Source organism: Vibrio sp. CB1-14, assembly GCF_040412085.2.
Taxonomy (GTDB): domain Bacteria; phylum Pseudomonadota; class Gammaproteobacteria; order Enterobacterales; family Vibrionaceae; genus Vibrio; species Vibrio chaetopteri.
This window is the reverse complement of record NZ_CP115921.1, coordinates 1,437,314-1,461,207: the sequence shown is the minus strand read 5'-3', so window position 1 is coordinate 1,461,207 and position 23,894 is coordinate 1,437,314. Positions and strand designations below refer to the sequence as shown.

Here is a 23,894-nt window from a genome sequence, read left to right as displayed (position 1 = left end):
AAGTTATTGCTGCGTAACAGTAAGTACTGGCGCACTCTTGTCTGCAAAGTTAACTTCAAAGCGATAGTCACCAGCACTCGGGATAGCGATGCCTAAGTTCTTAGTAGCAGGACCAACGCCAAGCGCTAGTGGAGTACCGAACTCAACAGAAACACCTTCCGCTTCTGGCGCGAAGATGGTTGCATCTGACCAACCAGAATCGGCGACTTTCATATTGAAGTTACCTGCACTTAGAGATACTTCAAGCGCATAAACATCGTTAGCTACGTAAGTAAACTTCGCCGAATCAATCGCCGCCCAGCCAGAGTCAGTCACATCACCACGTAGGTAGAGTGCGGTATCACCCCAAGTTGGCGCATCTGGTGCTGCAACAACTGACACAACAGGTTTATCCGCTGTATCGTTTTGCATGTACGACGCATCGACAGTGAACGTATATTTGCCCGCAGTCTCAACAGACAGCTTACAGTTGCCCTCTGTACCAAGGTCGATTGAGTCGTTAGCTTGATCAGCCCAATCACAAGGGATGTTTACATCACCCCAGTTAGCATCTCCAAACTTGAACTCATAATCACCAGCCTCAAGTGGCGCTGTCAGCGTGTACATACCATTGGCAATAAACTGCAGCTTCCAGTCCTCACTCGCTCCCCAGCCGTTCATACCACCACGGACGTAAACATTCGTCTCGCCATACGGTGGAAGATTTGACACATCTTTGTTTGAAAGATCAACCGGAAGACCTTCTCCTCGAGCACCATCTCGTGGTAGCACGAACACAGCTGTAGTTAGCGCAGGGACAGAAAATGTGCTATTTGCAAATGTTGCATCTTGCACAATGATATCTGCTGAGTTCTGTTGTACATCATGCAGAACGAAGCCTTCAGTCCCATCGATAGTAAAGTCTTGTTGCTCTGATGTTGAGTTAGCAACGACAACAATCGCATCAATTTCTTTATCAAGATTGTCACTACCTGCTTTCGTACCATTGTCAATCGACATCACAATTAGACCTTGAACCTGATCTTCGCCAACATTGCGGAAGTCAACACGGTTTTTAACATCTGCTGCTGTCGTTAGGCGGAATAGGTCACTACTGTTACGGATTTTAAGTAACTCAAGGAACTGCTGCTTAGACAGCTCGATATCGTCCGCATCTGGCTTAGCCGTTGAGTCTGCAATGATCTCTTTAATCAGCTTCCAGTTTGCGCCGTCTTTGTCTTCACGAGGTAGACCAACGTTCCAGTTGTTGTCTGAACCGTCAAAGCGAACGCGGTTATACCAGTCACCAGAATCGTAAGAGTCACGTTGCATTGACTTAGAACGAAGTAGCTCTGAGCCCATATGGATAAATGGTATACCTTGCCCCATCATCACAGTAGACAGAGATACCGTTTGCATACGAGCGCGCTCTGCAGACGATGTACCTGACGCAATCTTATAGGCATTGTTATCCCAAAGCGTTTGGTTATCGTGCTTAGACACATAAGAAATGTTTTCTGACGGTTGCTCTGTGTAACCTGCTGGCGCACCATTGTAATCTACGTTTTTGCCCAGAGTTGTGTTGCCTTCTGAATCAAGAAGAACGTAAGTTGCTAGGTTACCTGCCATACCCAAACGTACTAGGTCTTGGTTATGTAGCATCGCCTTAGTTGTTGCGGCAGTGTCTTCAACCTCATCGTTCATGTAAGCCGCATTACCAAAGCCTTGGTTATACTTAAGCGAGCGACGACCATCTTGATCTTCACCACCATCAAACGGGCTACCACCACGAACGGCATCACGCAGACGATCTGAGAAGGTACCGATGCCTGTGCCGGCCATCGCAATCTGTGTTGCTTGTTCAAAACGAGCGTGTTGAGCGACTTCACCAAAGTCCCAACCTTCACCGTAGAAGATGGTGTCTTCGTCAATCGCTTTAACCGCCTCAAGTGCTTCTACCATCAACGCTTTTGGTTGGTGACCCATTAGATCAAAGCGGAAGCCATCAACGTTATAATCCTCAGCCCACACTTTCAGCGAGTCGACCATCAACTTACCCATCATGAGGTTTTCAGTTGCTGTGTTATCACAGCACGTCGACATTTCAACGTCACCGGTGTTGATGTTTAAACGGTGGTAGTATCCAGGGACGATCTTATCTAGTACTGACTTGTCGTTCACACCAGACGCATTGGTATGGTTATACACAACGTCCATTACAAATTTCAGCCCCATATCATGAGTCGCCTGAACCATTTCACGGAACTCTTTAATACGAGCCGAGCCGTCAGCATCACTTGCGTAGCTGCCTTCTGGCACTGTGTAGTGGAACGGGTCGTACCCCCAGTTGAAGCTATCAAGCATGCGAAGATCATTCATCAGAGCTTGAGCATCACCCGTTGAGGTATCGTAATCTTCTAGAACAGACTCGATGGTATCACCCATATTGCCAGTGGCACAAATTGCTGCGTCTGATTTAGCCTCACAGAGATCGCCAACCGTGTCAGTAATATCAACTCGATTAACTTCATCAACCGTTGCAATGTCAAACGCAGGAAGTACGTGTAGCGTTGTCATACCGGCATCTTTAAGTGCTTGTAGGTGTTTCACTGACTCACGTTCTGCTTCTGTGAACGCTAGGTATTTACCGTTGTTTGCGGTCGTACCATTTGCATCACTAAAGCTGAAGTCACGGATGTGGGACTCGTACAATACGTGGTCGATGTCATTCTTTGTTGGGCTTTCAAACTCACCACCCCAGTTTGCTGGCGCTAGAGCAGGATCACTAAGGTCCACAACATGTGAGTAACGAGAATTGGCTGACACGCTTAGTGAATATGGGTCGGTGACGAGACGCTCTTCTACCTTGCCCGTTGTTGGATGGTAAACCGTTACGTGATAGCGATAGAATTTGCCTTCAGCACCAGAGACCGGATCGCTCGACCAAACACCGTTGTCTGTGTTTTCGTCCATGTCGATCGTTTGCTCAAGCTTCTTGTCTTCGTCATAGATTTCAAGCGCGACTTTTTGTGCAGTCGGCGCCCAAAGTTTGAATGTAGCTGAACCGCTTTCCACAACTGCACCGAGCACTTCTGACATCGCATCACCCGCTTCTTCTGAAGCATAGATCGCGTCCAGTGCACCCGCCGATTGAATTTCTGTAGCCGCCATGATTTCATCATTGCTGTTGTATGCAACAATAACCACTTGGCCTTTGAGTAAGTCGTGGATCTCTTCCGCTGTAAAGTTATTCGTAGCCGTTTTTAAGCTTTCAAGATGTTTGAAACGTTTCTTCTGATCATCACTAAGATCACCGCCGATGGAAAGTTCTAGCTTTTCGCCACCAGTGATGTTTTTATCTTCATCAAGTTCGATGCCGCCCGTGCTGCTGTGGTAAAGAGCAAGTTTACTAGCACTTCCCGCCGCTTCCCAAGCTATCGTGTCTGAATCAATCCAGTGTGCAGCACGCCCATCAATTACCACTGGACGCTCTTCTATTGGAGCGTAGTAAAGTTTGCTACTACCGTGGAAACCAAAAAGACCTTTGCTTTCGCTACTTTGAAGATTGCGAAGTTCAACTTTCAGGTTGTTACCACCAAACGCTTTATCATCACCTTTATGTAGAATGAAGTTCATACACTCATGTGGATCTGCAGCATCGGGATCGACCTTTAAGACATAATAAGCACCATAGGTGTCGCTCACACCTGTGTATGGATGCGGATCTGTCCACGCTGTCTCACCTGAAATTCCCATAGCTTCGAGATCAGTACTATTACAACCATCACCATTCCAAAGGTGCAACCCCCACCCCTCGTAGGAGGCACCCGATTGCGCTGCAACATCGCGCTTGTAATAGATAACGACCTCATTTTCAGCTGGGTTGTATAGACCTTCGATATTGCCAGTATTACCGCCCGCATCCGTGCCTGAATCGCTACTTGAGTTACAACCTGCTAAAACCGCTGCTGAGAGCAACGGAATTAGGGTTTTTGCAACCACTGTCATGTTTAGTTTTTTATTGTCCACTTTCTAAACCTTTTGTTATAGAGGGAAAAGAGTCGTCTTACACGTCAAAGACTTCATCTGCCTCTATCGTAAGAAAAGCGGCCATATACAAACTGTGAAAAATGTAATTAAAGTTATTGAAATGGATAAAATAACCATCTCGTTGGAGTCATTTCACACATAGTGCAAAAAAAAGCCAACAAAACGCAACCAAGCGCACAACATTCTGCCCAACCAGTCTCAGGCGTAGTTAAGGGGGTGGAGAACAAAAGGCGTAGAATTCAGCCTGCAATGAGAGAGCAGCATCACTTATATTGCAATACTTATTTTTGTATGCAAATTAATAGCCTTATCGATTGGCTCTCTTGTTAACATTAAGCACTTTATTAGCAAGGTATACTCATTTTCACTGCCAAGATTCGGCTATGCGAGGGGCTTTAAGGTGTTGAAACGACGAAAGCCCCGACCAAAGTCGGGGCTTTCTGAAAAGTGGAGGCGCCTCCCGGAGTCGAACCGAGGTCCACGGATTTGCAATCCGCTGCATAGCCACTCTGCCAAGGCGCCTTTAAATTGTGTGCTAATTGAATAGCAAATGATAGATGGTGCCCCGGGCCGGACTTGAACCGGCACAACGCGAACGTCGAGGGATTTTAAATCCCTTGTGTCTACCAATTCCACCACCAGGGCACACAAATTTCTTTGTGATGCCGTTTAGTCTAAGTAAACACCATCTTTTAACTCTTGTTTCTCTTGGGCTTCCCCGTGAGAACGAGGTGTACTTTAACGGATTGAGATTTTGCGTCAACAGGTATTTTTCACTTTATGAATCAAGTGATTAAATAGCGAACTCTGCGGTATGAAGCACGAACAATTCGCCGATAAATACAGCAAACTACAGGTTGGCAATCTTGCGATCAAGTTGATATTTTTCATCTGTGACGATCTTTTCCAGTACCTCTACTCGCCCTGATAGCCGCTCTACTTTCTCCAATAGCTCACTAGTTGCTCGCTCTGCCTGCGAACTCGCATTGTCTAACTCGATAATACGGATCTTTTCTCTATGCGCAGCAAAAGCTCGGATCATGCCCCGTCCAAAAATAGCGCCAAAAATAATCAGTACCACAAGAACATCCGTCATAATCACCTCCATGCATAACTTATCCAATCAAGACTAAGTAGCCACACTATGAATTGCAATAAATGCACACTTTTAAACGCCACTAACGTGTGCCGAGTCTCAACACCCACTCTTTGCATATCATTGAACTAAATCCTGGCACCTGCGTACCACTGAAAGTACAGAAGGAGAGGTTATGGGAAACATAAATGTAGTTTGGTTTAAGCGTGATCTGAGACTAACAGATCATTCACCGCTGCATGCTGCTCTCACCAGTGGTCGACCGACTCTCTTGCTCTACCTCTTCGAACCTGAACTACTAGCCGATGCGCACTATGATGAACGTCACTGGCGCTTTGTATGGCAGTCGCTCACAGATATAAATCAAACACTATCTGCATTCGACACTCGACTAGCGATTCTGTCGATGTCTGCGCAGGATGTTTTTCACGACATTCATCAGGCGTTTGGAATACATAGCGTCTATTCCCATCAAGAGATCGGTTTAAAAATCACCTTCCAGCGGGATCGACAACTCACACACTGGTTTCTCCAACAAAATATCACTTGGCATGAAAGCCCTATTGGCGCAGTCATACGTGGCGCAAGTGATCGACACGAATGGGATAAACACTGGAGCAAGATAATGCGTGGCCCCATCGTTGATACCGATCTCAGCATGGGCTGTTTTGTTGAGACAAAAGACGTGTTCCAAAACTACGATGAAATACCTGCTTCGTGGCGAACAAAGATGAAAGGCATTCAAACCGGCGGTTCAACACTTGCTTGGCAAACCTTAGAGAGCTTCTTTCAAGAGCGGGGTAGGCAGTACTATTTTCAAATATCAAAACCACTTGAAAGCCGCAGTGCATGCACCCGTTTGTCACCCTATCTTGCTTGGGGCAATATCTCTCTACGCGAGGTCTATCAAGCGCTATTAGCACACTGGAACGTGACAGGCTTTAGGCGAAGTTTAGCGGCACTCTCATCTCGTCTTCATTGGCACTGTCACTTCATCCAAAAATTTGAATCTGAAGCTGACATGGAGTTTCGACCGGTAAATAGAGCATATCTGAACCTACCTTATTCGAATGACGCAAATAAGTTGAAGGCATGGAAGACGGGCTACACCGGGTACCCGCTCGTTGATGCCTGTATGCGTTGTTTGCGGGCTAGCGGCTACATTAACTTTCGCATGAGAGCAATGTTGGTGAGCTTTTTAACCCACCACCTTGATATCGATTGGCAGCATGGCGTCAAGCATCTTGCACGCCTGTTTCTTGATTTTGAACCCGGCATACACTATCCCCAATTTCAAATGCAAGCTGGTGTTACTGGCACTAATACCATTCGTATCTATAATCCAACCAAACAAGCCATCGAACACGATCCAAACGGACACTTTATCCATCAATGGATACCTGAACTTTCAGCTGTACCTCCGCCATTACTGTTTGAACCTTGGAAACTCACGCCACTTGAGGCAAAAATGTATCAACTTGACGAAACCAGCCCCTACTTATCACCCATCATCAATATCGAGGAATCGGGGAAGGCTGCACGAGACAGGCTATGGAGCTTTAAACGGCGGGCAGACGTCAAATTAGAGGCACAGCGAATTCTTGCTCGGCATGTTCGACCCGAGTAGCTTTCTAAACAAATATTTGAGGTTAGCGCTGCCTTGCTGCCAGCGAAAACTTCTGTGGCAATAACGGTAAGGGTATGAGGTCGATGGAAATTCCAAAACCCATAAACGACGAAACCCCGACATAAGTCGAGGTTTCTAAATAATGGAGGCGCCTCCCGGAGTCGAACCGAGGTCCACGGATTTGCAATCCGCTGCATAGCCACTCTGCCAAGGCGCCCTTCTTTTCAACACGTTAGAGAATCTCTCTCGCTGTGTTCGAGGCATACTTTACGGATATGAGAAAATTAGTCAAACAAAAACTAGAAAAAAATGTTTGTTCGCTGACTTTCCGACCAAGATGGACAAGATTACGTCTGCAGTGGCTAAATCTCAATCACAGTCCAATAAGTTTTCAAAACATTCCCAACGAGAAAACTTGATCATAAGACTCCCACCATTCTAAAGTTAACCCTCATACGCCTCAATAAGAACCTTATGTTAGAAAAAGCCAATCAACTCATCGTCCTACACGCGATCCATAGCCACGGCTCCATGAGCAAAGCAGCACAAGCGCTCGATTGTTCCGTCTCTTATGTGAGTAAACATCTCAACAAGCTTGAGTCTCGGCTCGGCGTTCAGTTAGTCCAGCGGACTAGTCGACAAATAACCATCACCGATGCGGGACACGCGGCACTAAAACAAGCAGAAAGAATCGTTGATGCACTCAACCACGTTGACGCAGAGGTACAGAGCTTTTCCAGTGAGGTGGCTGGCGTGGTTCGAATTGCCCTCGCCCAATCATTTGGAACTATGCATATCATTCCGATGATTGCTGAGTTAAAACGAACCTATCCCAAACTGGATGTGGAAGTCTCATTGGTTGATTATCGTATCGACATGCTTAAAGACAATGTCGACCTTTGGATCACCAATGTTGAGCAAATTCCTGAGGGTTATGTCGCGCAGCGAATGGCAGATTGTCAATTTGTCCTAGCCGCTTCGCCGGAGTACCTTATTGAGAATCAAACACCACTCGAGCCGAATGAGTTACTCAATCACAACTGCATTACGTATCAAAGCCGTGATCGTGTTTACAATGATTGGTCGTTTTACAAAGAAGATGAAACGCTAACCGTGTCAGTCAAAGGCAACTATAAGGTTGACTTGGCAGAGGCGGTTCGTGATGCCGTTATCAGTGGTTGGGGTATCGGCTACTTAGCCTCTTACCTTCTTGAAGATGAGTTTCAAAATGGCAAGCTAATACAACTGATGCCTGACTGGAAACTCGGGCAAGTCATGCCCTTTTACGCTGTCTATCCTAAACGTGAACATTTACCTAGAAAGACAAGAGTTATCATCGATTTCATTAAGAATAAGATTGGCCAACCTCCGTTTTGGGACATGCGATTAAACAAACATATCTCTTTGTTGTAAACGGGTATGGGCTCATAAACCGGAGCTTTAGCTCAAAATGTACACCACCAAATAGACAAGTATCTTTTCCCTATGGAAAAGACACTCCTAGAAACTGCCATAAGACACTGATTATAAAGACCATACATAGTCACCACAAAAATCCCATTACACCAGCGTAACAATCCTGTGTTGCATCGAACTTTGTAGTGAATACACTTCGCCACCTAGTTCAATACAGGCTTCCTATTATGACTTCTATACTCGGTATGGTGGTGATTCTCACCACTGCTTATCTTCTTTCAACGAATCGCAAGAACATTCCTTTAAGAACCGTTTCCCTTGCGTTGTCACTACAGATCCTTTTTGCAGTGCTGGTACTTTACGTTCCTGCAGGCAAGCAAGCTCTTTTTGGTGTCTCACAAGTTGTGAGCGGCATCATCGACTACGGACAACAAGGTATTCAGTTTCTGTTCGGAGACCTAGCAACAGGAAGCGCTGGGTTTATCTTCGCCATTAACGTGCTAGGCGTTATTATCTTTTTCTCTGCGGTTATTTCAGCTCTGTATCACCTTGGTATCATGCCACGTATTATTCAGTGGATTGGCGGCGCACTTAGCAAGTTACTAGGCACTGCAAAAGCAGAGTCACTCTCTGCCACCGCAAACATCTTCGTTGGGATGATTGAAGCGCCACTCGTCGTCAAGCCTTACCTTGGTAAAATGACCGACTCTCAGTTCTTCGCGGTGATGACCTGTGGTCTAGCATCAGTTGCTGGCGGCACTCTCGTTGGCTATGCATCGGTTGGTGTTGAACTCAACTACTTGATCGCTGCCGCGTTCATGTCAGCGCCGGCAGGCCTACTTATGGCTAAGATCCTAGTGCCACCAGCGGACACAGACTCGGTCACTCAAGAGCAAGACTCTAATATCGACCTTCCAAAGGCAAACAACGTCGTAGAGGCCATTGCCGACGGCGCTATGTCGGGCGCGCAAATTGCCTTCGCCGTTGGCGTTACACTACTGGCATTTGTTGGTGTGATTGCGCTTCTCAATGGCATGCTTGAACAAGTTGGTTTGTTGTTCGGCGCAGAACTTAGCTTCGAGATCATCCTAGGTTATCTCTTTGCGCCTGTTGCTTGGTTAATTGGTGTTCCTTGGGAAGAAGCTATCGTGGCAGGTTCACTGCTTGGCAATAAGATTGTTGTGAATGAGTTTGTCGCCTTTATTCAGATGATCTCGGTGAAAGATCAGTTATCGGAACACTCGCAAGCCATAGTTACCTTTGCACTGTGTGGATTTGCCAACATCTCTAGCATGGCGATGTTAATTGGCGGTTTAGGCAGCCTTGTACCTGAACGTAAGAAGTTCATCTCAACCTATGGTTTTAGAGCCATCGCAGCTGGTGTGCTCGCCAACCTTATGAGTGCAGCAATCGTTGGTGTAATCCTTACTCTCGGTTAGACCAACAACCCTAGGCTCAAGAACGCACGGATGAGTTCTTTTTGATACAAGGATGTATCACCTTACTATCACTACTACTCTCTCTACCACGTCTTCATTAAACGCCCCACCAAAGTAGGATGATACGACCAACAGTGGTCAAACATACTCATCAGTGACGGGTTACCATATTTTGACAAGTTAATTGCGTGAAAGCGGTTCTTACGCGATTTCAGCTCATCGACTTTGTCTACAAGTTCCTGCGACTGCTCTGGGGCAATGAAATCCGAAATCACCACCATATCGGCGTTTTTATAAGTATCCGATTGCATCAGGTCGATGGATTTCTCTATTACAGGCTCCAGATCGGTGCCACCGTGAAAGGAATAGCTGAGAAAATCTGCCGCTTCACGAAGACCATCCTGTTTAGTGAGTTCATAAGTGATATGGGTGGTTGAGAACAAGATAACGTAACACTCCCTCCCCTCAGCCAAGGCGATTTGCATTAATGCATAAGCCATACCCTTGGCGCACTGCTCTGGGAAACCGGTCATTGAGCCTGATGCGTCAATACAGACGATAAATGGTCCCTTCTCAAGTTCGACCTTACTGTTATCGGGGGCTGTGGTGCGAACTTTCTTGAGTGTTCTCGACTTACCTTGCGTTTTGTAGTTCATCAAACGCTTATCAGCCAAATGTTTGTAGAACACGACTTCCAGCTCTGGGTAGGCGAGGAACATGGTTTCATTTGGGAGCAGTTTATTAAGATCGTCTGATTCGTGGATGCCAACAATGTCATCGGTTGCTTCATCACTTTGCTCCTCGACCATTTCCACATTGTCAGCCTGAGCTTTATTTAACTCGGGATCATCTTGCTCACTCGCCATGCGACCAAGTTGTTCTGCGATTTGCTTTAACGCGCTATTCTTTTTGAGAAACTCCGCGTGACTGTGCATGGTTTTTAGGTCGGTTTTGGTCAGTTTGGCGGCAGCCATATCCCACAGTCGTCCCATAGTTGCTTCATCGCCCTGCTGAGTGACCGTATCCATATCCTTGATGGTTTCCATCCGTTGATATAAATCGGCCAAGAACTTCTCTTTACTGGCTTCAAGCTCTGAGACTTCCGCCTGTTTGATGGCTTCGGCAAGACTCTTGTACCAGAGATCACAGAAGTAACGCGGGAACATGGGGTTATTAACGGATTTGTTTTTGTCCAGAAGTCTTCTGGCTTGGAGATAAAATGCAGAGTGCCATTCTAACTTTTTGACAACGCTAGGAATGCGCTCGAAAAAGGTCGCTTCGTTCCAATGAATCACCTCTTGATACAAGGCAAGCTCTTGCTGAAAGCGTTCAGTTTCACAGACCCGCGTCATGCGTTTTTTCACTGAACCACGCCATTTGAGCAGATGGTTTTTAACGGAGCTACGCATTCCGCGATTTTCACTGACCGCCAGCACTTGTGAGCGCGCCATTAAATCATTCACCGCCGAATCAATAAGCCCTGACTCGGCAACCATCAACGCAAGGTTTAACCCATCTGCTCCCAGCATTACTGCCTCCGTTCGATATATTAACCCTCAAAACTCACCATGGCGCTGTCACGCCTCATTAAGCAAAAAAGGTTTCTAGTCCCTTAATTCGAGCTACTGCTTTTTCAGCTTCCACACTGGTCGACTCGAGTGTTTGTGTCACATTTTGAATACTGACTTCCATTTCCGTTGGAATATCAGGCTGAATAAAGCCGTGTGGTAACGCGCCATGAAACTTAGAACGCACCGAGCGTAGGTGATGCTCAGCGTGTTTAATTTGAACCAGTACCTGTTCAGACTTTGTCACCCATTCTTGAAGCATTGCCTCATCAAGACCATTGGTTGTGACCAAGGTTGCTAAAACAGAGCGGTTGGCGATGTCCTTAATAACCAAATGACTGGAGGCGTTGATATCAAGTCTCAGGCGGCAAAGATGGGTATTTTGGTTAACGTAGCCATAGACTTCACTCCCACCCTCTTTGATCGCGCGGCTGAGCTCATCTTTGGCGATATAGACCCAGCGACTGTCACCTTTCTCACTTTCTGACACCGACATATTGCTTTGAAGTAACACCAACTTCACCAAATCAGTAGCAGCACCAACTTTGTAGGACTTTGCGTTGCTGATGTCATATTGGTAGATATCTTTGCGAAGCAGTCCAGAACCAGCTTCCATAGAAAGTGGCATTGCAAACTCGGCTTCAATTTCATCTTGAATGTCGGCCAGTTGCTCTTTGCCTTCTTCAATTTGTTGGAACACTTCTTGTTGGTCAAAGGCGTGGTTCAGCGCGAATTCTTTAATAACGGTGCGCACTATCTCTAGTGACTCAGGGCTATTCCAGAGACAGTCTTGGAGCAAGAGTAAATCGAGAGGATTTACGCTATCACGACCATTAAAAAAAGCGCTCGCCTTAAGCAGCTTAACGGCTTTTTTCCAGCGTCGGTCGGATACGTAGAGATCTGCCTCGGATAAGGTTGAGCGATGCTCTTCCGCTGCTGCTTCAAGCATGGTTTTGAGTTGGTAGAGCTTTTCAAAGACATCGTCACTAAGCTTGACGTCATTGAGCTCTCGCTGCCACTGATGGTACTCATCGTCGGTTATAGCGAGGCCTTCCGGAATTTTGGCTTCTTCCAATGTACCAACGGTTAGCATGGATTTGAAATTTTGTTTGTTCTGGATACGATTAACAAAAATGCGCACCAGCATACGATCATAAAGCGCCTCGAGTCCGCTATCTTCATCTGGCAGTTCGTTGGAAGCGGATACCAATAGGCGCATCGGTACTTTTTCAATATCGCTACCGTTTTTGAATGTCTTTTCATTCACTACGGTAAGTAGGGTATTCAAAATTGCAGGACCTGCTTTCCAGATCTCATCCAAAAACACCACCTGCGCTGTAGGTAGATAACCCTCAGTGAGTCGTAAATAGCGACCGTTATCTTTCAATTCTTGAATACTCAGCGGACCAAAAACTTCTTCTGGTGTCGAGAAGCGCGTCATTAAGTATTCAAAGTAGCTACTGTTATCAAAGGCTTGGATAAGGCGTTTGGCGATCAAGCTTTTTGCAATACCTGGAGGTCCTAAAAGAAAAACACTCTCTCCAGCCAAGGCGGCTAATAGACAGAGTTTGATGGTCTCTTCACGCTCATATACACCATCAGAAAGTGCTGAGGCGAGTTTGTTAATTCGTTCTGAAAGCAACGCTTTGTCAGCGTGTGAAACTACTGTGGGCTTAATCATGCCAATACCTCAGTGCACAAAATTGGAATGCATAGTAATTTTATACATTTGTTGTCATTTTGTTACAAGATCTTTTGGCGACAGATTTTTAATCGCAATCTTATAACTTATTCTTATCGCATTGATTTTATTTAGATTATGAAAAATACAACGGCAAGTCATGCCGTTGATATTAGCCAAAAGTATGAGAGAAAGCTTGTCTAGCGCGATGAAAACCCACGGTTGGTTTTTTGACAATTTTACCCATAAGACTTGGGTGATAACGCCATTGGCTATCAAACAATGACAGTAACTCAGGGTTACCATATTTTGAAAGACACAAAGAGTGAAAACGGTTGTAGCACCCTTTCAAAACGAGCATGTTCTCAATTGTCTCCTGCTCTTGTTTAGGTGCAATAAAGTCGGAGATCACAAGCAAGTCTGCATTCTTATACTGCTCACCCTGCATGATGTCGACAGCATAATTGAGCACTTTAGTGAGATCGGTCCCCCCCTTGAAGGTATAGGATAGAAAATCGCACGCTTCTTTGAGCCCTTGCGAGCCAGATAAATCATAGGTAATGAAGGTTGATGAGAATAAAATGACATGGCAATCACGCTGTTGCTCTGCCGCCATTTTCATCAAAGCGTAGGCCATCGCCTTCGCAGATTTCTCAGGTGCACCCTGCATTGAGCCTGACACATCAACCGCTATAAGCATCGGCCCTTTCTCTTTGGTCGCTTCTCCATGAGACTGCGTAGGCGCGTGCAATTGTCGGATAGTGCGCTGCTTACCTTCCGCCTTGTAGGTTAATAACCTCTTTTCCACTAAGTGCTGATAGAACACCGTTTCTAGTTCTGGATAGGCTAGGTACATGGTTTCGTTCGGCAACAGTTTATTGATATCGTTGCTGGTGTGAATGCCAACGATATCGTCAGTGGCAAAGTCAGACTTCTCTTGAACAACAACATCATCATGGCTCTCAACTCGGTTGAGCTCTGGCGCATCCACCTCTTCCGCCATTCGACCTAATTTATCAGCAATCGAAGTGAGTTCACTGTGTTTCGCAAGGTAATCTGCCGTCTGTTCAATCGACTTCCAGTCTTGTTTGGTTAGCTCTGCGCCCGCCAAGTCCCACAAACGCCCAAGTTGCGCGTTTTCACCAGACTGCGTGAGGTTTTCCATATCTTTCAGGGTATCGATACGTTGATAGAGCTGCTTTAAGAAACGAGATTTCTGCTGTTCTAGCGTCACTTGCTGCTTGTCTTCCACCGCACCTTTTAAACTCGCATACCAGTGCGTGCAGAACTGACGGGCGAACAAAGAACTAGGGTAAGTATGCTTGGAGGCCAAAAGCTGATTGGCTTTGTCACGGAACAGCGAATCTTGCGGGAGCTTTTCGATAATGTCTTCAACGTTTTGATCAAATTCAGACTCAGTAAGGTACACAGCATATTGATAGAGGTTCAGCTCAGCTTGAATAGAGTCGGTTTGCTGGGTTTTAACGAGCTTGCGTTTGACACTCTGTGTCCATTTCGCCATAGAGGCAGTCAGACTTTGCTTAACGCTGTCTTCGTTGCCAAGCCCCATGAACTCTGTATGCTGCATAATTTCACGGACAGCGGAATCGATCATTCCCGATTCTGCCACCATCAATGCTAAATTTAACCCGTCTGCCCCTAACACGTCGCCTGACCTTTACTAAAACCGCTCGAACACTCTGATATACAGAAAGTTACTGAATCAAAATAGTGGAGCAATCAGAGATTCCATTTTCGATACTGTTCCAAAACCGAAAAATCCTGTCAGTTTGCCCATCGACATTTGATAGTTTGTATGCTCATATTAGGCGTTCAACATCGAAGTCACGGAAGCTTTATGACTCACAAAACCCTTCACCAGTGGAAGTCGATTGCACTCATTGAGGAGCAAGTCACCCTACCCAACCAGCAAACCATTACTCACACCACTATCAAGCACCCAGGGGCTGCAGTAATACTCCCTGTGACCGAGAATGGAGAGCTATTGCTACTCAATCAATACCGTCCATCTTTAAAAAAGTGGCTACTGGAACTGCCCGCGGGCACGATGGAATTAGGTGAAGATCCAACACAATGTGCTCACAGAGAGTTGATTGAAGAAACAGGCCATGCTGCCAAGATAATGATTTCCCTAGGGCAAGTTACGCCGTTGGCCGGCTTTTGTGACGAAATTCAGCATCTGTTTATCGCCAAGGAACTAGCACCGAGCGATCAATACCAGTGTGACGACGATGAAGTCATCGAGCTTGTGACAATGTCACTAGAAAAACTACAACAACATATCATCGACGGTACAATTACCGACGCCAAAACCATAGCGTGCTTAAGCAAAGCCTCGTTATGCGGATACATTTAGGAGATATTCAATGGACTTTCGCTCAGACACTGTCACCAAACCTACCCAAGCAATGCGCGACGCGATGGCCAATGCAGCCGTCGGCGATGATGTGTACGGCGATGACCCAACCGTAAATGAACTCGAAGCCTGGGCTGCGGAGCGTCACGGGTTTGATGCTGCCATGTTTACTACCTCGGGCACTCAAGCAAACCTTCTTGGGTTAATGGCACACTGCCAACGCGGTGACGAATATCTATGTGGTCAGCAGGCACATAACTATAAGTACGAAGCGGGCGGCGCTGCCGTGCTTGGCTCAATTCAACCTCAACCGATTGAAAATAACCCAGATGGCACACTAGATTTTGGCAAGCTTAAGGCTGCTATTAAGCCCGACGACAGTCATTTTGCGCGCACTAAGCTACTCAGCCTTGAAAACACCATCAATGGTAAGGTACTGCCCCTTTCTTATCTTGCTGAGGCGAGAAAATTCGTTGATGAGCACGGCCTAAACCTGCACCTTGATGGCGCTCGTGTCTACAACGCGGCGGTTGCATTGGACGTTGATGTGATTGAAATTGCCAAGCACTTTGACTCTATGACCATCTGTTTATCCAAAGGACTTGGCGCACCAATCGGATCGTTACTACTTGGCTCTAGAGCATTTATCGAACGCGCACGACGACTACGTAAAATGGTTGGCGGTGGCATGCGTCAAGCGGGTATTTTAGCGGCGGCAGGTAAGCTTGCATTAACCGAACAAGTGGCTCAGCTCGCCACAGACCACAGCAATGCCAAAAAACTGGCTGAGGGCTTAAATGACATCCCAGGGTTTAGTGTGAATGCAGAGTTTGTTCAAACCAACATCGTGTTTGCCAAGTTGGCTGAATCCGTAGAGATTGATGCGATCGCTAAAGAGTTAGCACAGCAAGACATTACGATTTCACCAAGCAATCCAGTTCGTTTTGTCACGCACAAAGACATTTCCAGCCAAGATATCGATGTATTGTTAGAGAAGCTTTCAGCTTTGGTCTAACTCAGTTTTGGTTAGTGATAACATTATTTAATACTAGGCCAAGATACTGATCAACTTCGCATTTCTGTCTGAGGTGCTTGAGCTTAACCTCGGGGCAAGGTTTATCTTGTTGCCTAGGTTAAGTCTTTTATGAGCCCTTATGAATACACTTTTCAAGGTCATTACTGGCCTCACATTATCTCTGTCACTTTCGACGGTTCATGCACACGCCTCCCAAGCTGGCACTACTCCGTTTGGTGATGCCAAGCTCGGCGAGATGAAAGCGCCTAGCTGCGTGTTTTGCCATAACCCCAATGGTGCTCCAAGCCAAGCTAGCTATCCTAATCTGAATGGGCAAGATCCTTTGTATTTGTTTAATGCGATGAATGCCTACTTGGACGATGAACGCTCTGGCGCTATGGCAGCCTTAATGAAAGCGCAGTTGCAGAACTTAACTGAGCAAGATTTGCGTGACGTTGCGGCGTTCTACTCTTCAAAATAGCCACGCAGAGCAGAGCGACGTGTGTCCGACATAAGCGATGAATAAGTTGTTAATTTTATTGGCGAGTAATAAGCTATGAGCGTCATTCAGTCATCAATAAATAACAATCAAAGTTCAGATATGTCGCAATTAAAACAAGAAATTACGCTGCTTGGCGGCATAGGACAAATGTCTACGACTTTGTTGGGCACAGGTCTATTTATGGTGCCCTCTATCGCTGCCAGTATAGCGGGAGAGCAAATTCTCTGGGCATGGTGTGCGCTGCTTATCGCCATCTGTCCGATAGCCATTACATTTGCATCGCTCGGCAAGCGTTACCCTAATGCTGGTGGCGCTTCGTTTTTCGTCCGTCAGGCATTTGGCTCTAGGCTGGAAAAAGCTATCGCACTGCTGTTTATTAGCGTTATTCCCGTCGGTGTGCCCGCTGCTATTGCAATTGCAGGCGGTTTTGCTCAGCAATTTTTGCCAAGTTTCCTATCTCACCCTGTTGCCTCACAGCTGTTTGTGGTGGCGCTCCTTATGGTGGTCAACTTTTCTGGCAGCAAGTCCTCCAGTCGTCTTCAGACCGTTATCGCCATCGGTATTATTCTATTGGTGGTTAGCTTCGTAGCCAGTAGCGACATCAATAGCTCAGAGTTTCTGCCGTCGACCACCCCTTCCATCGAAATAGCGCCTATCACTCAAGCTATCGCGGTGATGTTTTGGTGTTTTGTCGGAATCGAAGCCTTTGCTCATATGGGAGAGGAATTTAAACGGCCTGAGCGTGACTACCCCGTCGCCATATTAGTCGGCTGCTTATTGGCTGGCGCGGTTTACTATGCGTTCTCGGTCGTGGTGCTTGAGCATCATGCCTATGGAACACAAGCGCTAAACACCACCTCTGTACCATTTATTGCAGAGCAGCTCTATGGTTCTCAAGCGAAATGGCTCATTAGTCTCGTGGGATTTTTAGCATGTTTTGCCACTATCAACCTTTACACACAAAGTCTGTCACGCATGATTTGGTCACTCGCACGAGAGTATCGCCCTGCAAGCGCCGCCGCGCGCGTCTCCGTCAATGGTGTGCCGACTGTTGCAACGCTTATCGTTGGCGTCACTCTCGCTGTTTCATGCATAACTGGCTATTGGTCTGGGATTGATATCGATATCTTTCTCACCCTAGCCAACGGTATCTTTGTTGTTATTTATCTATTTGCGATGTGGAGTGCCGTTCGATTACTCAATGGTTGGCGTCAAAAGCTCGCTGCTCTATCTCTGGTTTTATGTGTCGTTGTGCTGTTTTCTATTGGACTGGCAATGTTGTATGCCATTGTGATGCTGGCACTGCTATGGGCGTTGTTGGGCAAGTTAAAGCCTTAACTGAGTTCTAAATGGCAAAAAAGAAGGGAAATATGCGACTTTATGACAAGCCACATAATTAAAACGGTAGATGTCGATTTTTTGATTGGTTCGGTTATCCGTGATTCATAAACCCTTGCTTCTCAAGGTAACCCAACACGCTTTTTGAAAAGTTCACATGTGACTCTCGGGTGTATTTGAGTTTTGTGTAGACCTGAGCAAGGTTCTCAACATCGGACTCTTTGATCATCTTCTTAAGATCTGGGTAAGACATATAACGCGCCCAACCGTCTGTCTCACGCTGTTTGTATATGGCCTCTATCGTGGCAACGTCCTGATCTTGGTATACCTCGTGATGCACTAAGCCATCCATTGGAAGACGATCACGGATTTCTGGGTTTTCTGCAGGATAACCCAATGAATAACCAACCACAGGAACAACGCCTTCAGGTAATTCTAGAATTTCACCTATCTGGTCGCAGTTAGCCAGCGTCGAGCCCATAAATAACAAAGACAAACCCTAGGGTTTGCCTTTGTTGCTCTCTTTAGCGCTTCTTACCGCGCCCCGCATGGATTTTCAGTTTAGCTTTCATCTTGCGCTTGTCTGCGCCTCGTCCACGTCGTCGCGGTGCGCGATCGGGTTCGATTTCAGATTCAGGGCTAGGTTCAAATCCCGCTAACCACTCTTGAGGTAAACGCGAATCGAGCAAACGCTCAATGGCTTCCAGTAGATACTGCTCATCTTGGCTCATTAGCGACACCGCAAGTCCCGCTTTTCCTGCGCGACCAGTACGGCCAATACGGTGAATGTAGTCCTCAGCTTTGTACGGCAAGTCGTAGTTTACGACTTGCTCAAGCTGCTGGATATCTAGGCCACGGGCAGCAACATCGGTTGCAATCAACGCTCGGACTGCGCCCGATTTAAAATCGTCTAGGGCTTTTTGGCGGGCACCTTGGCTTTTATCTCCATTGATTGATACCGCTTTAATACCATCAAGTTTCAGCTCTTTCGCCAGGGCATCACTGCCCTGCTTAGTCTTAGTAAAGACCAAAACTTGTTGCCAATTGCGTGAACCAATCAAGTAAGCCAGTAGCTCGTGTTTGCGCTTTTTGTCTACAGGATAGACCATCTGCTTAACGGTATCTGCGGTGGAATTAGCAGGCGTCACTTGCACTTCTACTGGCTGTTCCATAATACGGTGCGCGAGAGCTTTAATGCGTTGCTCGAACGTGGCTGAGAACATCATGTTTTGACGCTGTTTTGGCAGACGCTTCAAGATGCGGTTCAAATCAGGCATAAAGCCCATGTCCAACATACGATCTGCTTCATCCAGTACCAAGTATTCACATTCAGCAAGTGTTAGGTTGCGTGTATGTTGGTGGTCAAGCAAACGACCAGGCGTCGCAACTAAGATATCCGCGCCACCGCGCAGGTTTTTCGTTTGCACACCGATACTAGTTCCGCCGTAAGCCACAACGACTTTAAGCTCGGTCGATTGTGTATATTGAACTAAGCTATCAAACACTTGCTGCGCTAGTTCACGTGTTGGAGTAAGAATAAGGGAGCGAATGACTTTGCTGTCTGCTTCTCTCGGCTTTGGAACATCCAGCAGTTTCTGAATCAGTGGCAAACCAAATGCTGCGGTTTTCCCGGTACCTGTCTGCGCACCTGCAAGAATGTCTTTGCCGTCCAACACAAATGGAATAGCTTTTTCCTGAATCGGTGTCGGCGAGGTATAGTTTAGATCAGCAAGGTTTTGCATCAGCGTGTCGCTAAATGCAAAGTCATCAAAGGTGGACTGCTCACTGGCAGTATCGAGTAAAGTCTTGTCTGTCATAACGTCGCCAACAGGATGTATTCAAAAGGGTCGCGAGTGTACCAGAAACCGCGCGCTAGGTTAATGCTATTCTTATCGACTCTATTTGTTAGTTTGCTGTTTCGCTTTTTCTAGCACCTCTGGATACAACTGACTGAAAAACTCTGAAAATTGCTGATAGTTTTCCTGTAGTTGCTCTCCGCATTCCGCTAGTGGTGCCATTCGCATACTTCGCAGAGACATTCTCTCAAGGGCAAACTTGATGTTATCGAAATCTTGATACGACTCGAGCCAGCGCCCTTGCCACATATGAGTGCTCATACGAACAAATCGCTCTGGTAATGGGGCTGAAGTCTGCTTAATGGTCAGCTCTGCATGATCAACAAACTGCGCAAGCGGTTGGCGATGAAAACGAGTCCAATGTTTCGCAAGACAATGATCCCAAAACATATCCATCGCGATAGGCGAAAAGCGCTTTAGTTCGGCATCAAATAAGGTTTTGCACTGCTTCATAATGGGGTGATTGTCTGTATAGGAATCGACAAATCGATGCAGCATGATGCCTTCAGCAATTTCCTGTTGATAGGTCTTCGTTGGGTCACCTTTGACAAAATCCCCCAACAAGTTTCCCAGTAAACTGCTGTCACAATGCTCAGCAATATGTAAATGAGCTAGAAAGTTCATAGCACCCTAAGTTTTATGGCTTTGCTTTATTTTGAGTGGCTAATTCAGAGACGTCAAACTCAGAGGACTGCCAAGGTATAGATTCAACCTTTATATCGAGCAAAAACCTCGAAAAAACTGAAGTTTTCCAAAACAACAAAAATAAGTAAATCACATTACCCTCTGTTTTATAAAGATTTTCAACCCAGAAGCCAAATAATTAGCCAGGCGAATCAATCCATGAGAAATCATTTGTATGATGAAATGTTTCAGCGGTTACATTTTTGAAGTACAGCGTCCAAATAAATTCTTATAGGATCCTCGCCATAAATTTAAGGCTCGCTACGTAGCAGCTTTCACTGACCTCTCTGGTGTAATTAATGGAACACTTTTCGTATCTGATTTCGTTTAATCATTTATTGTTTTCAATGGTGGCTGTGGTCATCATGGTTCTGCTTTCAAGAACCATCGTCGCTAATACTAAGTACTCGGCTGTTCTCGTCATTGTTGTACTTGGTCTACTTATGGGTACATTGTTTGTAACAACGGGGCTTGCACAACCAGGGCTTCAAGAGTTCCCCGCTATCGTCCTATTGAGCCAAACTACGGTTATTGCACTCATCGCGACATTCTTTGTTGGTGGGCAAGAGATCCGTCGATTGCTGTCCAAGCAAACAGGCCATGTAGATGTGTTAGCCGTTCCTGCAAAGAATGAAGTGTTTTTTGGCACTACTAGCACTCAGTTCGTGTACATCATTCGAGCGTTCGTTTTGCTGATGGGCATTGAGATGATCTCGGCATTACTAACAGGTCGAAGTGGCGCCAACCCTATGGGTGATTCTTATTTAGCCATGGCGTACCTGTGTATTGGTGCAGCGATCATCTTCATCGATAGCAAAAAAGAAGTCGCTAAAATGCGCACTTATTTGGCCAAAGGTGCTGTAGAGATCCTTACCATTGTTATCATTATGATGCTGTCACTTAGACTTTCTCACCTTGTCGCCAGTGTAATTGGCTTGCCACAAATCTTCTTTGCCATGATCATTTCCTCAGGTTTAGGCATGCTGCTACCTAAATGGAAAGCAGGCCCGACATTGAACTCACTATTGTTCGCAGGCATACCAGTGCTACTAACTGGTACTTTCTTGGTTGGTGGTTCGCACATGTTGGAAGCGTTCAGCATTCCTGGTCTACAAAGCGTGATCGTATATGGCTTCGCGGGACAAATGTTCTGGATGTTCGGTGGTCTGACTATCCTTATCTTCCTAGCTAAAGCGAACCATGTTCGTAACCTCGCACCAGGCATGGCAGGTGGTCTATCACACTCAGGACTCACTGGCGCGTGTACTGCAGGTGACTTTGGCTACACTGCGGCAGCGCGTGCACCTATCATGATCAATATCCCATTCCTTGGTCATATTTTTGTATTTACGATTCTTGCCGCAAGTGCTGAGCGTGGCGCATTACTTGTTGGTTGGACACTACCTCTTGTATTAGCCGGATTAGCGTGTGTGTACCTTGCGACCAAAAATCTGCGCAAGGCCAATGGTGACCACGCAATCGAAGTTAAGGGACTGATGCAGTTCTCGTTCGGCTGGCAAATTGTGGCGGTATTCGGCAGCTTTACGATTCTGCACTTTGCAGGCATGCCTATTGAGCACGCATCGATGGCAGCGGCTTCTGGTCTGTCTCACTTCGGCTTGTTCGCAGCAACGCAAGGTGGAATGTTTGGTGATAATGCGGCAAGCATGATCACCTTTATCTTCGCCACACCATTCTTGGTGCACCCGTTGGTGTTTGGCCTGTTTGGTAAAGCGACAGAGAACAACGGTGAAATGTCGAGTAAGGTCGTATTGCTTATCTTCACTCTTGGTACGTTTGGTGTACTCTACTCTGCGCTCTCGATTTAACCATGAATATTGAGAACCCAACTCTTCGGTTGGGTTCTTGTTAAGCTTGAGAGGATATGATGTTTTCTAGTCTGCATTTTGTCATCACAACGTTACTGGCCATTTCCTGTGCCAAAGCGATTGGCGTGAGTGACGGCGATATCTCCGTTTTAGCATTAGCCATTCCCGCGCTGTGGATACTACCACGCAAAGGCGCAAGTGGACTTGTGCTCCTCGCTGGTATGCTGTGCTACGGTCTCACTCTGCCCCATCAGTCTATCTCGCTTTCTGTGACTCAATGGACGCTGTTCCCGCTGCTTTTTGTGGCATTCTCAAAACGCAGCAATCGCAACGTCAGAATCATTACCGCCAGCATTGTTAGTGCCTTACAGGCGGGAATCATGGTGAGCCAAGTGCTTGGCACATTGGAGGGGTCACCACTAATTACCCTAGTTCAAATGATCTCAATCTTTGTTATTTGGTGGGCTGCGACACGCAGAAGCATATCGCATAAACAAAACTGGTGGGTGCTGGCTCTCATTTTTCCGTTGTGGTTTGCAGGTCAAGCGCAAACCATTGTCGTGGCTCTTTCCATCACTGGCATTATCGCGTCGCTGGACAGCCTATCGCACCTAAAAGGCTTTCGCTGGAACAAGCTGATCTACTGGACAGTGCCAGCGGTCGGTTTTGCGACCCTCGTTGTTTGGTCGAGAGTCGAAGTGCCTCATCAAGTTGTTGTCGTGTGGATGTGTCTACTCGCAACTGCTTGGATGACAGATTACATTCTCCGAAGTATGGAAGCGAGAAGGAGCTAGATGCACCTTCTCCTCTTCATGTAGACGCTGGATAGATTCCACTACCTCGACGCCGCTAAGGCCTCGACTTTTTGCAGCCACTTCTGGCGCTGCTGATCCGTTGAGTTGATCACCGGGCCAAAATAGTTGGCTGACACATTTTTAATGCCAGCAAAGTCAAGAATGGTGCGTTTTAGGTTTAAATAGATTGGGTTGCCTTGTATCCACTTATACCAAAACACGGGGGTATCTAAGGTAAAAATCAGTTCTGCCGTCCGCCCCTTTAGTAGCTTCTCTGGAATGGCTTTGCCTTTGACATAACGAAATGCGAAACCCGGTAGAAATGCCCTATCAAACAGTGCTTTAAGTTTTGCTGGCATCGTGCCCCACCAAACGGGCGAAACAATGACAATATGGTCTGCCCATTCTACCGATTGCTGGAACTCTTTGAGCGATGGCTCAAGCGCCATTGTTTCTTCGTAGCCCATATCGAGAGATAACTGAAAATCCATGTCCCCAATATGCAAAACCTTTGCCTGCTTACTTTCAGAGATGTTTTCTTGATAACGCTCGCTTATCGCTTTGCACAAGCTATTGGCTTTTGGATTGGCGTTAATAATAAGGATCTTGTTCATGGCGAGTCTCATTGTCTAATTAACTAATG

General features: G+C 46.3%; 18 protein-coding genes and 3 tRNA genes. 9 read left to right on the top strand and 12 right to left on the bottom strand.

Annotation, left to right across the window (positions count from 1 at the left end):
* Positions 1-3: 3 nt before the first annotated feature.
* The 4 genes from pulA to PG915_RS22310 all read right to left on the bottom strand — a co-directional run bounded on the left by pulA (position 4) and on the right by PG915_RS22310 (position 5,125).
* Entirely contained in the window at positions 4-4,008 is a 4,005-nt protein-coding gene (pulA, locus tag PG915_RS22325) for a pullulanase-type alpha-1,6-glucosidase (RefSeq protein WP_353499169.1), read from the bottom strand.
* 469 nt (positions 4,009-4,477) lie between these two features.
* Positions 4,478-4,551, bottom strand: a tRNA-Cys gene (locus tag PG915_RS22320).
* A 36-nt stretch (positions 4,552-4,587) separates the two neighbouring features.
* Positions 4,588-4,674, bottom strand: a tRNA-Leu gene (locus tag PG915_RS22315).
* Between the two features lie 205 nt (positions 4,675-4,879).
* Positions 4,880-5,125, bottom strand: coding sequence for a nitrite reductase (locus tag PG915_RS22310; protein WP_353499168.1), 246 nt, complete (start codon positions 5,123-5,125; stop codon positions 4,880-4,882).
* A 175-nt stretch (positions 5,126-5,300) separates the two neighbouring features.
* Between PG915_RS22310 and PG915_RS22305 the strand changes: the two genes are divergently transcribed.
* On the top strand, positions 5,301-6,752 hold the full coding sequence (locus PG915_RS22305; RefSeq protein WP_353499167.1) for a cryptochrome/deoxyribodipyrimidine photo-lyase family protein: 1,452 nt from the start codon (positions 5,301-5,303) through the stop codon (positions 6,750-6,752).
* Between the two features lie 143 nt (positions 6,753-6,895).
* Here PG915_RS22305 and PG915_RS22300 read toward each other — a convergent pair.
* Positions 6,896-6,969 (bottom strand) — tRNA-Cys (locus PG915_RS22300).
* A 257-nt stretch (positions 6,970-7,226) separates the two neighbouring features.
* Between PG915_RS22300 and PG915_RS22295 the strand changes: the two genes are divergently transcribed.
* Positions 7,227-8,165: a LysR family transcriptional regulator gene (locus PG915_RS22295; RefSeq protein WP_353499166.1), complete on the top strand. Its 939-nt coding sequence runs from the start codon at positions 7,227-7,229 to the stop codon at positions 8,163-8,165.
* Positions 8,166-8,395: 230 nt separating this feature from the next.
* Entirely contained in the window at positions 8,396-9,607 is a 1,212-nt protein-coding gene (locus PG915_RS22290; RefSeq protein ID WP_353499165.1) for a NupC/NupG family nucleoside CNT transporter, read from the top strand.
* An 83-nt stretch (positions 9,608-9,690) separates the two neighbouring features.
* Here the strand turns inward: PG915_RS22290 and viaA (PG915_RS22285) are convergent, their stop codons facing one another.
* The 3 genes from viaA (PG915_RS22285) to viaA (PG915_RS22275) form a co-directional block, all read right to left on the bottom strand.
* Positions 9,691-11,136 carry an ATPase RavA stimulator ViaA gene (gene viaA / locus PG915_RS22285; RefSeq protein ID WP_353499164.1) on the bottom strand — a complete coding sequence of 482 codons (1,446 nt, stop codon included), beginning with the start codon at positions 11,134-11,136 and terminating at the stop codon, positions 9,691-9,693.
* 58 nt (positions 11,137-11,194) lie between these two features.
* Entirely contained in the window at positions 11,195-12,856 is a 1,662-nt protein-coding gene (locus PG915_RS22280) for an ATPase RavA domain-containing protein (protein ID WP_353499163.1), read from the bottom strand.
* 172 nt (positions 12,857-13,028) lie between these two features.
* The gene (viaA, locus tag PG915_RS22275; RefSeq protein ID WP_353499162.1) at positions 13,029-14,522 is read right to left on the bottom strand and encodes an ATPase RavA stimulator ViaA; all 1,494 of its coding nucleotides are present in this window, start codon (positions 14,520-14,522) and stop codon (positions 13,029-13,031) included.
* A gap of 192 nt (positions 14,523-14,714) precedes the next feature.
* Between viaA (PG915_RS22275) and PG915_RS22270 the strand changes: the two genes are divergently transcribed.
* From PG915_RS22270 to yjeH, 4 genes are all read left to right on the top strand, one after another.
* Entirely contained in the window at positions 14,715-15,233 is a 519-nt protein-coding gene (locus tag PG915_RS22270) for an NUDIX hydrolase (RefSeq protein ID WP_353499161.1), read from the top strand.
* Positions 15,234-15,243: 10 nt separating this feature from the next.
* The gene (ltaE, locus tag PG915_RS22265) at positions 15,244-16,248 is read left to right on the top strand and encodes a low-specificity L-threonine aldolase (protein ID WP_353499160.1); all 1,005 of its coding nucleotides are present in this window, start codon (positions 15,244-15,246) and stop codon (positions 16,246-16,248) included.
* 139 nt (positions 16,249-16,387) lie between these two features.
* Complete coding sequence (locus tag PG915_RS22260) at positions 16,388-16,729, top strand: c-type cytochrome (RefSeq protein ID WP_353499159.1); 342 nt, start codon at positions 16,388-16,390, stop codon at positions 16,727-16,729.
* Between the two features lie 120 nt (positions 16,730-16,849).
* Positions 16,850-18,088 (top strand): L-methionine/branched-chain amino acid transporter, encoded by a 1,239-nt coding sequence (gene yjeH / locus PG915_RS22255; protein ID WP_353499158.1) that lies wholly within the window; start codon positions 16,850-16,852, stop codon positions 18,086-18,088.
* 94 nt (positions 18,089-18,182) lie between these two features.
* On the opposite strand, the gene PG915_RS22250 is transcribed toward yjeH, so the two are convergent.
* From PG915_RS22250 to PG915_RS22240, 3 genes are all read right to left on the bottom strand, one after another.
* Positions 18,183-18,584: a hypothetical protein gene (locus tag PG915_RS22250; protein ID WP_353499157.1), complete on the bottom strand. Its 402-nt coding sequence runs from the start codon at positions 18,582-18,584 to the stop codon at positions 18,183-18,185.
* A 28-nt stretch (positions 18,585-18,612) separates the two neighbouring features.
* Positions 18,613-19,905 carry a DEAD/DEAH box helicase gene (locus PG915_RS22245; protein ID WP_418642319.1) on the bottom strand — a complete coding sequence of 431 codons (1,293 nt, stop codon included), beginning with the start codon at positions 19,903-19,905 and terminating at the stop codon, positions 18,613-18,615.
* A gap of 81 nt (positions 19,906-19,986) precedes the next feature.
* A complete protein-coding gene (locus PG915_RS22240) occupies positions 19,987-20,568 on the bottom strand; it encodes an ACP phosphodiesterase (RefSeq protein ID WP_353499156.1) in 582 nt (193 codons plus the stop codon).
* A 359-nt stretch (positions 20,569-20,927) separates the two neighbouring features.
* Between PG915_RS22240 and PG915_RS22235 the strand changes: the two genes are divergently transcribed.
* Together PG915_RS22235 and PG915_RS22230 are read left to right on the top strand one after the other, a co-directional pair.
* Positions 20,928-22,457, top strand: a complete 1,530-nt coding sequence (locus PG915_RS22235) for a hypothetical protein (protein WP_353499155.1) — start codon at positions 20,928-20,930, stop codon at positions 22,455-22,457.
* 56 nt (positions 22,458-22,513) lie between these two features.
* Positions 22,514-23,251: a hypothetical protein gene (locus PG915_RS22230; protein WP_353499154.1), complete on the top strand. Its 738-nt coding sequence runs from the start codon at positions 22,514-22,516 to the stop codon at positions 23,249-23,251.
* Positions 23,252-23,292: 41 nt separating this feature from the next.
* Here the strand turns inward: PG915_RS22230 and PG915_RS22225 are convergent, their stop codons facing one another.
* A complete protein-coding gene (locus PG915_RS22225; RefSeq protein ID WP_353499153.1) occupies positions 23,293-23,865 on the bottom strand; it encodes an NAD(P)H-dependent oxidoreductase in 573 nt (190 codons plus the stop codon).
* Positions 23,866-23,894: the final 29 nt, after the last annotated feature.

Bases quoted from the DNA above. Each gene is read 5' to 3' on its own strand.
- PG915_RS22310 (WP_353499168.1), bottom strand. From the start codon at position 5,125: ATGACGGATGTTCTTGTGGTACTGATTATTTTTGGCGCTATTTTTGGA.
- PG915_RS22305 (WP_353499167.1), top strand. From the start codon at position 5,301: ATGGGAAACATAAATGTAGTTTGGTTTAAGCGTGATCTGAGACTAACA.
- PG915_RS22295 (WP_353499166.1), top strand. From the start codon at position 7,227: ATGTTAGAAAAAGCCAATCAACTCATCGTCCTACACGCGATCCATAGC.
- PG915_RS22290 (WP_353499165.1), top strand. From the start codon at position 8,396: ATGACTTCTATACTCGGTATGGTGGTGATTCTCACCACTGCTTATCTT.
- viaA (WP_353499164.1), bottom strand. From the start codon at position 11,136: ATGCTGGGAGCAGATGGGTTAAACCTTGCGTTGATGGTTGCCGAGTCA.
- PG915_RS22280 (WP_353499163.1), bottom strand. From the start codon at position 12,856: ATGATTAAGCCCACAGTAGTTTCACACGCTGACAAAGCGTTGCTTTCA.
- PG915_RS22270 (WP_353499161.1), top strand. From the start codon at position 14,715: ATGACTCACAAAACCCTTCACCAGTGGAAGTCGATTGCACTCATTGAG.
- ltaE (WP_353499160.1), top strand. From the start codon at position 15,244: ATGGACTTTCGCTCAGACACTGTCACCAAACCTACCCAAGCAATGCGC.
- PG915_RS22260 (WP_353499159.1), top strand. From the start codon at position 16,388: ATGAATACACTTTTCAAGGTCATTACTGGCCTCACATTATCTCTGTCA.
- yjeH (WP_353499158.1), top strand. From the start codon at position 16,850: ATGTCGCAATTAAAACAAGAAATTACGCTGCTTGGCGGCATAGGACAA.
- PG915_RS22245 (WP_418642319.1), bottom strand. From the start codon at position 19,905: ATGACAGACAAGACTTTACTCGATACTGCCAGTGAGCAGTCCACCTTT.
- PG915_RS22240 (WP_353499156.1), bottom strand. From the start codon at position 20,568: ATGAACTTTCTAGCTCATTTACATATTGCTGAGCATTGTGACAGCAGT.
- PG915_RS22235 (WP_353499155.1), top strand. From the start codon at position 20,928: ATGGAACACTTTTCGTATCTGATTTCGTTTAATCATTTATTGTTTTCA.
- PG915_RS22230 (WP_353499154.1), top strand. From the start codon at position 22,514: ATGATGTTTTCTAGTCTGCATTTTGTCATCACAACGTTACTGGCCATT.
- PG915_RS22225 (WP_353499153.1), bottom strand. From the start codon at position 23,865: ATGAACAAGATCCTTATTATTAACGCCAATCCAAAAGCCAATAGCTTG.